Source organism: Pseudoalteromonas sp. BSi20652 (assembly GCF_000239855.1).
Lineage (GTDB): Bacteria > Pseudomonadota > Gammaproteobacteria > Enterobacterales > Alteromonadaceae > Pseudoalteromonas.
The window spans coordinates 1-11,241 of record NZ_BADT01000198.1 but is presented as its reverse complement, the minus strand read 5'-3'; the positions used below and the strand labels follow the sequence as shown (position 1 = coordinate 11,241).

General features: G+C 36.6%; 9 protein-coding genes. 2 read left to right on the top strand and 7 right to left on the bottom strand.

Translation table 11 applies throughout. The features are described from left to right. Positions 1 to 212 precede the first annotated feature (212 nt). The gene (locus P20652_RS03160) at positions 213 to 1,658 is read right to left on the bottom strand and encodes an MvaI/BcnI family restriction endonuclease (protein WP_008171576.1); all 1,446 of its coding nucleotides are present in this window, start codon (positions 1,656 to 1,658) and stop codon (positions 213 to 215) included. A gap of 357 nt (positions 1,659 to 2,015) precedes the next feature. Between P20652_RS03160 and P20652_RS21175 the strand changes: the two genes are divergently transcribed. Then, the gene (locus P20652_RS21175; protein ID WP_008171574.1) at positions 2,016 to 2,156 is read left to right on the top strand and encodes a DNA cytosine methyltransferase; all 141 of its coding nucleotides are present in this window, start codon (positions 2,016 to 2,018) and stop codon (positions 2,154 to 2,156) included. Positions 2,157 to 2,179: 23 nt separating this feature from the next. Next, positions 2,180 to 3,604, top strand: a complete 1,425-nt coding sequence (locus P20652_RS18925) for a DNA cytosine methyltransferase (RefSeq protein WP_237707153.1) — start codon at positions 2,180 to 2,182, stop codon at positions 3,602 to 3,604. Positions 3,605 to 3,631: 27 nt separating this feature from the next. Here the strand turns inward: P20652_RS18925 and P20652_RS03165 are convergent, their stop codons facing one another. From P20652_RS03165 to P20652_RS03190, 6 genes are all read right to left on the bottom strand, one after another. Continuing rightward, a complete protein-coding gene (locus P20652_RS03165; protein ID WP_033017945.1) occupies positions 3,632 to 4,120 on the bottom strand; it encodes a HEPN domain-containing protein in 489 nt (162 codons plus the stop codon). Between the two features lie 4 nt (positions 4,121 to 4,124). Further along, positions 4,125 to 5,693, bottom strand: a complete 1,569-nt coding sequence (locus P20652_RS03170; RefSeq protein WP_008171569.1) for a DUF262 domain-containing protein — start codon at positions 5,691 to 5,693, stop codon at positions 4,125 to 4,127. Between the two features lie 462 nt (positions 5,694 to 6,155). Further along, positions 6,156 to 6,959, bottom strand: coding sequence for a hypothetical protein (locus P20652_RS03175; RefSeq protein ID WP_033017944.1), 804 nt, complete (start codon positions 6,957 to 6,959; stop codon positions 6,156 to 6,158). A gap of 481 nt (positions 6,960 to 7,440) precedes the next feature. Beyond that, positions 7,441 to 9,036, bottom strand: a complete 1,596-nt coding sequence (locus tag P20652_RS03180) for a S24 family peptidase (RefSeq protein WP_008171567.1) — start codon at positions 9,034 to 9,036, stop codon at positions 7,441 to 7,443. Further along, on the bottom strand, positions 9,033 to 9,629 hold the full coding sequence (locus tag P20652_RS03185) for a bifunctional 2-polyprenyl-6-hydroxyphenol methylase/3-demethylubiquinol 3-O-methyltransferase UbiG (RefSeq protein WP_008171566.1): 597 nt from the start codon (positions 9,627 to 9,629) through the stop codon (positions 9,033 to 9,035). The genes P20652_RS03180 and P20652_RS03185 overlap by 4 nt, the downstream gene beginning before the upstream one ends. Before the next feature lie 208 nt (positions 9,630 to 9,837). Continuing rightward, entirely contained in the window at positions 9,838 to 11,079 is a 1,242-nt protein-coding gene (locus P20652_RS03190; RefSeq protein WP_008171565.1) for a UPF0149 family protein, read from the bottom strand. Between the last annotated feature and the right edge of the window lie 162 nt (positions 11,080 to 11,241).

The following is an 11,241-nucleotide window of genomic DNA, read 5'->3' as shown; positions in this document are numbered from 1 at the left end:
CTAAGCTACGCTTTTAACAGCATCCATGCTGTTAATTGCTCATCATTAATAAAATTTCGGATGTGATCACGGGAGAACGACCTAAGCAACAGCCTCCAATTCAATAATGAGTTAATGCTTATTTATAATTCACTATTTAGTAAACTAACCACTCGCAAACAGGGAGTGGTATTTACGAACAGTTAATTACCCCCCTATTTTTACTGGTTAATTTATAAATTAACCTCTATGGGCTCGGGGAAAAGCAACTCTAGGTTTCTTTTATCTATTTTAAAAAGCGGTCCTTTTTCTGTAACTCGACCGGTTTCACCCGAACGTTTTATTAGATGATCCATTGTAATGACACCGGAGCATATTAGCGGTATTAATTGGCTTAAAACAGGTGCCTTAGTATGCACAACTTTTTCTAATTGAAAAAATTCCTCGCCACTTTCTTTAAAACTCCTAGCTTGTACCCAAAATGTTTCAGAGTGTTTTTCAACTAAACGTCTTTTTAATAGTTTCGCTGGCCAAACAGCGACTAATTCCTCATTACGATACCATTCTTCAAGCTGGTCTTTTTGTTTGTTAAATATGAAATGTAGTCCTTGAGAATTTTGACGCTGAGTACTGACCGTACAATACAATTTAAAGTCCTCTTCTCTTTCATAGCCATATTTCTCCAAAATTTTTGCACTAGAGCCTTTAGCAAAATCTATTTCTTTGCACCCACAAGGGCTTAAATTCCAATCAGGAACTTGGGCAAATAAAGTTGTCCGATTTTTACCGCCTCTACCCGACTTAATTTCAATACCATGATAATCCGGATCTTTTGATGAATTTGCCTCGATACCAAGTAAAGCCTCTAATGTAAAACCAATTGCAGTATCACCACTTCGCAGTGCTTTAAAAGGTTTTATAGCTAATTCTTTTATCTTGGTAAGTAACTCTGCAGAATAAGAAAACTCTTTATTTATATAGCTTTTTATTAATTTATATATATGGCTATAAGGGTTCTGTAATTCATTTTCTAAATCAACTTGACTAAGGTTAATGAGATGCGGGGCACCTTGGTAAATGATAATAGCAATTTGCTCACCAGCGGCGGCAAATTTGGGTAGTTGCCTATACCACATTCTCGGATCACCCTGCTTAGTTTTAGGGCGGTAAAAACTTCCAATAATTTCTTTTATTTCGTTCTGATTTACCAAATAACTAACTTCTTTCCTTATAACACCTTGCTCTTGTTGGAAGTAATAATGAAACTCCTCTAACTCGAAATGATCTCTTACAGACTGCGTTGCATCCAGAATAGATTTATTTAAACCTGTTTGTGTAGGCTCAAAAAGAGAAAACTCTACGCCTAACTTAGTCAAAGCAACTGTATTACTTCTCAGCAATAATTTTTGTTCTAATTGTAAATCACCGACCCGTTCTTGATCATAAACCTCATAATCCTTATCTGACATTTCAACTTCATTGTATTCAACAAAATTTGTTGAAATACTGGGTATGGGAATACCTTCTATTGCTTGCTTTTTTAACTCTTTTGAAACATCACGCCAACTAGAATAACCATATTTACGAGCAACAATTTCTAGTGCTCGTGCTTGGTTTAAACTATTATTATTTTTTTTTAAAAGCTTTGCTTCTTGCTTTAGTCGTTTTTCATTTATCATTTTCGATGGTCCAAAGATTTTGGAATTCACCGCAGCTAGAATAAATTTAGGTTAATTGGGTGATGCTTAATGCTTTTCCTACAATCAGGATGGCGCTTCCCGCGCCGAAGATATGTGTAGTTAGAGTTATAAATTGATTTCAGTCCGAACACTGTAAACCTAGCTGCGAATTCACAACTTTATCTACAGAGAGGACACAAAGGGTCTTTACAGAAAGGAGGGCTACTCTCATAAGCCTTTAATTAAATTATACTTTTCTTGTTCCTAAGTCAATACATAAAATAGTTGATTCTTACCTGGACTTTTGACAGTGATTCCCGTAAAATTCGATGGTTTTCATTTATTGTTGGATGTATTTTGAATCATATAGAATTGTTTGCAGGCTGCGGTGGCTTAACATTAGGGCTAGAAAGTGTCGGTTTTGAAACTGTACTTGCTAATGAACTTTCGCCTATGGCAGCAGAAACTTTTGCTTATAATTTTTTAAAGAGAATTTAGCGCAATTAGCTGAAGATGGATTAATGCCGAAAAATACGTTGTGGTTGAACAGTAACTATAAAGATTTAAAACCTAGATTAAGAGAAAATCCTTTTAGCTTCCCGGAGTTTAATAATAAGAATGGATTTTCTGACCTCCCATGTGATCTAAAAAGCATACAGAATAAGCTGATTGTCGGCAGCATTGTAGAGCTAAACAAACTGTTAACTACAAACTCAAAGTTATGCGATGAACTTCATAATTCATTTGGTAAAGGTGAATTAGATCTCGTTTCTGGTGGGCCACCATGCCAAAGTTTTAGTATGGCGGGCATGCGTAAAAAAGATTGTGATAAAAATACATTACCGTGGGAGTTCGCTACCTTCGTATCTTTAGTTCGGCCTAAAATTGCAATGCTCGAAAATGTAACGGGAATTTTACGTGCTTTTAAAGACGAAGCAGGAGAAAAATTCCATGCATGGCATGAAGTTGCAAAAGTGTTTGCAACTAAAGGTTATATTCCTCTTTGTTTACACGTTAATGCTAAATATGCCGGAATAGCTCAAAATAGGCCTCGCTTTATTATGATTGCAATACGTGAGGACTATTTTGAAAAGCTTAAACATTTAAATGAAGCTGAAACAGAATTATTTGAGCAATCAATTACCTTTTTCAAAAAAGCTAAAAAGAGTATTAACACTGTAAAATTTGGTGATCTCCCCTATTTTGATATAACAAAAGCAGAGCACCATAAATTATTTAAAAATAGTTTTCTAAATTCCCTAATAGCAGATAGAACCGCATCAGTGAAAGATGCGCTTGACGATTTAAAGTTGAGTCATCCCTCGAAACAGTCATCTTATATTAAACAGTTAAATACTCAATTTTCAGTTGTTTTAGGTAATGTTACCGAGCTTAAAAACCACGAACAAAGAGTAAACAGTGACATTGTAAAAAGACGATTTAGAATTTACCAAATATTACAAGATGTAGATGATAAGCAGGTCACAAAAGACGTATTTAATGTCCTCAAGAGAGGTGTAGCAGACCTTAGTAATGAAAGCGCAGCTGTGTTACTAGATAAAGAGTTCTTAAATCAGCAAAACCGATTAGTTAAATTTAATAGCAAGTTTGACCTAGTTAGATACCTATTAGAGCACCCAACCAAAAAGCAGACTCAAAAAGCTTTAATTGCAGATGCAGCTGCACCTGCCGCACTTTCAATACCAGATGATGCTTGTCATTACGATAAGAATGAACTTCGCGTTCTGACCGTTAGAGAAATGGCACGAATTCAATCATTTCCAGATCAATTCGAATTTCGTTCGAAAATAACAACTGGCGGTCAGATGCGTAAATTTGAAGTACCACAATATACCCAAGTAGGTAATGCTGTACCGCCTTTATTAGGTCAAAAGCTTGGGCTAGCAATCAAGTGTTTACAAGGAAAAACCCTTCATAAAAGTTAGAAGGGTTTTCAGTAAAAACATTTGAGGTTAAGATTTTACTGTTTCTTCAATAAATTTAACTAACTCCTTAATAGTTATAAAAGAATCACGCACCGAAACTAAAGTTACACCTGTTGTATTAGACTCTTGTCCATGAGCGATACTATTTCGCCATTGTACGATTGAATTTATGTGGCTCTTTCTAATAATATCGTCTTTAAGCCAATCTGAAAATTTTTCACTCCAATGGGTATTAAAATGAGAGAGTATATTATTAATATTATCTGCGCTCATATTTCTGGAAATTGGCCAGGTTGATTCTATATACTTTGCTATTTGCGGCCTCGAGCCAAGTGAAGAATAATTTAACAATACCTCTTTTATTGCTTGCTCTAAGTAACCAGAAACTAAAACTGCTAAATATTTTGCACTATGCGCTTGAGACTCTGGATTATTATCTTCATTGTACGAATCAAATAAACTATTTATCCTCATCTTATACTTATCATGCCCATTATGCCGAGACCGACGTGCCATAGCTTTACCCTTTAAATATTCTTATTGCTGCATTTATTCTTTTAGTAACATTACCAGTATCATTTATGAACTCTGCTGTAGATTCAATATATTCCTCATCGGAAAGCAACATACTTATTCTTTCGATAACTTCTGATTTATTAAGCCTCACGCCTGAATCAATAGCTTTTGCATAACCAACTGTTACAGCATCAAACTTTGATAATAAAAAAGTCCCTGCGGTTTTAAATATTGATGTACCACATGCATTAACCAAATCGCTCATTATTAACTCAAAAAGATCTCGGATTTTCTGTAGCTCTAAATTATTCAGGTTTCGGTTTGCTTCCATGTACTTATCAAGAAAACTAGGCATTGGCGCCTTATAGCTTTCATAGGAGTCATACAAAGCCAAGAATCTCAAAATAGTTTCAACATCCTTATAACGACTATGCTTTTCTCCAAATAAGCTACGCCATGAATTGTCTTTATTTAAACTATGTAGAAGATTGTCAAAAGAGCCATAAAAAATACAAGACCTAACTTCTTGTGGCTGTAATGCCTTACCACTAGTATTTAGTCTTCTAAATATTTGTATAACTGCATTGTTATACTCATAGCCATACTCAAGACTATCTGATGTGGGATCAGGGCGAATAACTATACTATGTAAAATGGAATCACTTAAAGTTCGTGCATCTTCATCTTCTAATACTTTAGATTTTGCTGATTTTGCAACTTCAAGACTGAAGTAACAACCGCGTAAATCTTCATGGATTTTCTTACTATTAGAAATAGAAAACTCACCCGCTAAGTATCTTTGTAAGGTTTTTAAACGCTGTTGACCATCGATTATATTTAATGTCTTAGAGTCATTATCTTTTGCTAAGAAAATATTTGGAACAGGAAGCCCTAAAATCAAAGATTCTATAAATCTGGATTGCTCAGTTAAGCTCCACACAAAGCCTCGTTGAAAACCAGGTAACTTTATATCTTCTCTATTTAATCTTTTAACGAGGCCTTCAACATCACTGTCCCAGCCATAACTGGAAACCTCAAATCGAGATGGTATTTCAATTTCGCTACTAGTGCCGTCTTCTACGTTAGTTTCTTCTTCAAGAATTTCAGCCTCAGAGTCTTGGACAAGATCAATATTCTCTAATATTTCCCACAGAAAAGAACCTTCACTCATATCTAACAGCTTTTCAGAGGATAAATTAAGCAGAACAAGGGAATTATTCGCAATGAATAATGCAAATACCTGACCATCTACCGCAAACTCTGAAAAGCGCCCAGGCCAAAAACGCTTATCACCTCTTGTTGCAGCTCTATATAGCGACACTTTAGTTTCTTCTCGTTTATTTTCACTTAAAATAATGCAAGGAAGCATTATTTTGTTGTCAGGTCCATTTTTCTGAAGGTCAAAGTTATGGACTTGCTTTTTTTTCAATAAATCAGAAATAGATTCCGTTGCATCAAGAATTTTTTTTGTGAGCCCTGTGTTTGTTACAAAAAGCAGAGATAAAGAGATACCAAAATCTTCTAAACTCTCTCTATTTTTTAACTCATTTTCTGTGAGATCCCTTGTGCCCATTACATTCACCATTTAATATTTAATATTTAATACAAACTATCACTATAAGTTATAAACCTTTAAAATCAATAACTTATTGTTTTTCACTTTTACAAAGTGATTCTGTCGATTTAATAATATCTTTTTCTACACATCTTATTAAAACTTTCTCTGAATTGTATTCATAATCCTTACTCCCCCCGTGATCACACCTGAAACGGTCGTAATGATTAGTAATTTACAGCATGGATGCTGTACAAAGCATAGCTTGGCCATGGATGGCCTATCTATGCTGGTTACGTTCACATCATTAACGTAAGTTGAAGATAAAGTGTGATCCTCGGGTGCGCCGTGGGATCCCAAAGGGCGGTCGGCGGCAGCCGCCCTTTGGTTGCCATCGCCAACGCGATATAACCTCGAATAGAGGTTTTTTAATCCCTTTTCCCAAAACTAAAGTTAACTATATTTAGACCTTTAGGGTGATCAATTAACCACTTTAATCCTGTTATCCAACCTGCTCAGTAACAATAAATCTTTAATAAAGACTCTCAGTACTTCATCTGACTCAGAACGCTTATTTTCAAACTGTATGATAATTATTGAATTTATTAAACCAATAAGACGGATTAAAGCTTTTACAGTCTCTATGAAAACGTGCAACCCAAATGAAAAAAGTAAAATAAGGAAAAAGCCCGAAATCAAATTATTTAGTTCAAGGAGTTCGAAGAACACCTCTGAATCACTCACACCTTTCATTACTAATAAAAAACAAATAGACATTAAAAAAATGAATAAGCTTAAGATTCTTGCCTTTGAGCTATCACTAAATAAACTAGAAAAGAACGTTTGCCAATAATTCTCATAGGGTGTTTTTCTTTCAAAGTAATACTTAAGCATTTTTTCATACTGCTCTGCTGTAGAAAAAAACTCTGTACTATTAATACCTAACTCTTTTAGGAGCCACTTTCTTTTCGCACGAAATAATGCACGTTTATCACCACCTTTTTCACCATGCTTTTCAAGAATTAAACTCTTTCTCTTTTCTTGTAAGCTTGTAAAGGAAAGTAAAAATGCAACTTCACTTATTATTAACCCTGCGCCACTGCTTAACTTATAAGTAGGACTCAAGCCTCCGGCTAATGAGTAATATAGTAAATAGCACATCCCCAGAAAAATGGCTGCGAAAGCAAGTGCAAAAAACCACTGACTTTTCATTTTAAAATTAAGGCCTTTACTGCTTTCAAAAGCAAAGTAATACCTAGTCGCAATATGGAAAAGCTGTTCCAATTTTAAATTCCTTTTAATTTTTAATATAAGCAGGCAAGTTATGAGAAACTCCCGCCTACATTTATAAGCACAAATCGACCAGCACACTCCAACTCCCCGTGATCACACCTGAAACTGAGTTAATGATGAGTAATTTACAGCATGGATGCTGTACAAAGCGTAGCTTGGCCATGGATGGCCTATCTACGCTGGTTACGTTCACATCATTAACGTAAGTTGAAGATAAAGTGTGATCCTCGGGTGCGCCGTGGGATTCCAAAGGGCGGTCGGCGGCAGCCGCCCTTTGGTTGCCATCGCCAACGCGATAAAACCTCGAATAGAGGTTATTAATCCCTTAATCCTCGGGCCAAAACACCAATTTATGAGCCCGATGTAAAATCGCACCTACATATTAATTACACCGAAATTTAAAAGCTTCGCTTTTCGCGCGAGCAAGCTCTGCGCCTACAAGTTAAAGCGCGATGTAAAATCGCGACTACAACTACTCTGTAACCACTTGTTTAAAACGTGCGAACGTTCGCATGCTTTCATCTGCAATCATTACCTCATAATCTGGGTTTTGAGCAATTAGCTCATATTGCCCATTGGGTAATTTATTAACTTTACGCAGTAAATACTGCCCTTCCCCGCCTATATCATCTCGTTCTATCGCGACTATTTGGCCGCGTAGCGATCCTGCTTTATCGGATGTTATTAGCTCAAGTAATAGTAAGTCGCCATCGTAAATTGGGTTTTTACCGCCGTTCATAGAGTTACCCGATGCACGTGCTAAAAAATGTACGTTTGGATCAAGCTTACCTGCGCCAAATGGCGCTTCTAAATATTCAACATCGCTGCTATCGCCTGTTTTAAAATGTCCGCAAGCTATTTTAATATTGGGGAAATAACGCAATTTCAATGCGTTAATGATAGTTTTAAAATTAGCCTTCGGCTCAGTCGCCAAGTTTGTTTGCTCTGATTTATTTACAACTTTTGAAAATTTAAGAACCTCAGCTTTCGGTTTTGCTTCTTCAAAACTGTTTTTGCCAAGCCATAATTTAGCACTGCTTGATTCAGCTACCTGATATGCCCAATTACTTACTGCCAGTGACTTATCTGAATCACAATAAAAGTAAGGTTGGAGTTTATTAGCGATTTCGGCTTTATGCGTATCGAGGTTTTGTTCTAGCCATCGGTCGCGGTGAGCGAATGCTGCAAGGTGGTCTCGCTTATTGTTATTACAATCAGCATGCGCAGCAACAAAGTTATGTGCTAAGTCGTTTGGATAACGCTTAAACGGGATAAAATGATCGACCTCTGGTGTTTTTTTAGTTTCTTTTTCGTTTTTTAGGTTCATTGGCTTTTGGCAATAAAAGCAAAGCCCTTTTTGAATATCAATAAGCAGCGGCGCAACTACTTTTAAAGCAGTTCTATTAGTACCAAACAAAAATTCTTGTAGCTGGCTTTGCGATCCCAATAACGTTTGATTCGCTTTTATTGTTTGTACTTTTTCTACCCATTCAGTAACACTAAGATGCACAACCAAATCATAGAAACGCCTAAAACAGTGAGCAATACCTACATTTAAAACAATTCGCTTTGGCTCTCTGCCTTTACCTAAAAGTGTATGAGGATATAAAAAGCACTCTTCTTTTCCCGAAAGTAACTGTAAGCGCCAAAGCGGACCATCAATAAATGTTCGTCTAAGAGAACTTATTACTTGGCTATATTGTTGGTAGTTTTTAAATGCGTTATAACTTTTAATACCTGCATTTTGCAGCTTAAATATCTCGGTAATGAACTTTGCTTGGCCTAAGCTATTTTGCTTAAGTAACATATCTTCGGCATTGGTTATTATATCTGTTGTGCCCAATGCATATGGCACTGAATGATTCCAATACAGTTGAATAAACTTATCAACCAAAGTGTCGATTTCAATTTCCATTGGAGCTTCGGGATTACTATTATTATGCTCTACACACACATCAGCAATTGCATGTAACAATGCATATTTATAAGTAGCTGTGAATTCACCTTCAACTAACATTCGCTGAATATATGCAATAAAGTCGAGCTGTTGCTGCATTGCTCCAATCATAAAACGTGCACTACTTTAATAAGCGCATTTAACCATACTTCGCTTTCGCGCTCTGGGCGCTGATCAACACTTTGCCATTGTTTAATGGCTTTTAGCTGCGTATGGCTAAGTAAATGCGTTAAAGCATTTTCGTTTAAATCGGTAAATTCACGACCATTGTGCACACGCTCTGTATCGCCATATTTAAACGATACATACAAAACACCATTCGGTTTAAGCGCATTTTGTAGGTTTAAAAATACCTGCGGTAACTCAGCCTTTGGAACGTGTAATAAACTAGCGCAGCACCAAATACCGTCGTATTGATTTACACAATTTAGCTCTTGGAATGTTTTAACCGCTACACGTTGCTGTAAGTAACTGCTTGCCAACTCTGCCAGCTCTGGGCTTGCATCAAACGCACTCACAGTAAAACCCTGCGCTTTAAAAAATGCGGCATCGCGCGCACTGCCACAACCGGCATCTAAAATACGCCCGTGTTGTGCAACGTGCGGTAAAAACTCAGCATAAAGTGCCGACATATCAACATTGAGTGTTGAGTCGCTAAAAGCTTTGGCATTTTGGTTGTAATAAGTAAGTGTGGTGTTTAGCACGTGACTTACCGCTCCTTGGCTAATGGTTTAACAGCTAAGGTGCTGTTAATACTGCATTCATTATTTGTTTAATCTACAGGAACAAGCGCATTAAATATAGTCTTAATAAGTAGAAATTTTTAAATTAATACGCTGTTATTATTAAGTGCTTATGTTGAGAACTGAGCGCGACATAAATCACGCTTAGCACTTTTCACGCGTTTAGTTATTACTTTTTTCTTAGCCAAAAAAGACTCGCAGGCACCGAAATCCACGCCTGCTTACCTAACGATTCAAGATAAACAGCGACTTCTTCTTTACTGCCTGGGCTGTAATATGGTGGCTGTTGTTCTTTTAGTTTTTCTTGCCCTGTAAGTATTTTGGTAAAGTGTTTATTTTGCTGCTGGAGCATTTTTTTGTAATCGTTAGCGGGTTTTGAATCGCCATGCTTTACAAAAGCACTTAGCGCGCGGCTGGCTGTTGCGTGTAGTTCTTGAAAATCAAAGTCGGCCAATAGAGCATCTAACTTCTCCCATTGTTTATTGATGATCAGGCAGTTCATTAATAAAAAGCGGTTTGCTTGATTGTCGTTTGGGTTTAGCGTTAATAGCGTTTCGAGTTCTGACTGTGCTTTTTGGGTATAACCATGCAGTGCGTTTATTTTTGCTCTATGCGCACGTAGCATCATATAAGGGCGGGTTTCGTGCAAGCCCCAAAAGTGCCCTGTGTTGTTTTTTATAAATTGCTTGGTTATGAGCCCTTCCATCATTTCTAAAAACATCTGTATTGGCTCAAGTGCTTTTAGCTCGGTGTCGGCGAGTACTAGCTCAAGTAATTCATCAAGCTCATCTAATTCATCTGGTTCTTCGTCTAAAAAGTGGTTGTTAAATTCGGCTTCGTTTTCGTCAAATACTGCTCGCTCATTACTAAAACGCAATTCAAAAATAGCGTCGGCCATAAAGTACACGTAATTACGTTTATATTCTTGGGCGTTGTATTGGGCAAATTCACCAAATTCTTTTGCGGCGATTTTGGGGCTTGTAAATGCTTTTAACACTGTAGTAAGGCTGTTTATAGAACGTTTTTGCTCTGTATTGAGCATGCGTTTATTTATATTTTTAAGCGCCTGTAAAACCCCTTTACAGTAATTTGGTAGGGGCATATTAGGCTTTAGTGACTCACGGTAGTCTTGTTTAGATAGGCTGCATTTTGCTGGCATTTTTAATTCGTTTTGAATTATTTTATCCATGCTTTGGTTGTACAGTGCCATTAAGCTTTCGAGGTATTTTAGCTCAGTCTCGTTTTGAATATTAAACTCTCCAAATAGATCTGGGTGCCACTCACTGGGAACAAGTAGTTGAGGTAATACACCTAATCCCATTAAGTAGCCTTGGATAAAGTAATAATCTGGTTTTTTAGTGCTTAATTCACTGAGTTTTATAACATCACTGCGTATTTTGGCTGGTGACATAACGTGCCCTGCTATATATATTTTTTTTAGTGTACCGATTGAGAAGTTTGCCGACAACTCACTTTGTTAAATTTACAAAGTAAGTGCAATTTTTAGGTTAAATTATTAGCGGCTATCGCTTGGGTGCTTTTGCTAAAAAATGGCTTTATAAATTATTATATT

Excerpts from the sequence above, each read along its gene's own strand:
- P20652_RS03160 (WP_008171576.1), bottom strand. The coding sequence starts at position 1,658 with ATGATAAATGAAAAACGACTAAAGCAAGAAGCAAAGCTTTTAAAAAAA.
- P20652_RS18925 (WP_237707153.1), top strand. The coding sequence starts at position 2,180 with ATGCCGAAAAATACGTTGTGGTTGAACAGTAACTATAAAGATTTAAAA.
- P20652_RS03165 (WP_033017945.1), bottom strand. The coding sequence starts at position 4,120 with ATGGCACGTCGGTCTCGGCATAATGGGCATGATAAGTATAAGATGAGG.
- P20652_RS03170 (WP_008171569.1), bottom strand. The coding sequence starts at position 5,693 with ATGGGCACAAGGGATCTCACAGAAAATGAGTTAAAAAATAGAGAGAGT.
- P20652_RS03180 (WP_008171567.1), bottom strand. The coding sequence starts at position 9,036 with ATGATTGGAGCAATGCAGCAACAGCTCGACTTTATTGCATATATTCAG.
- P20652_RS03190 (WP_008171565.1), bottom strand. The coding sequence starts at position 11,079 with ATGTCACCAGCCAAAATACGCAGTGATGTTATAAAACTCAGTGAATTA.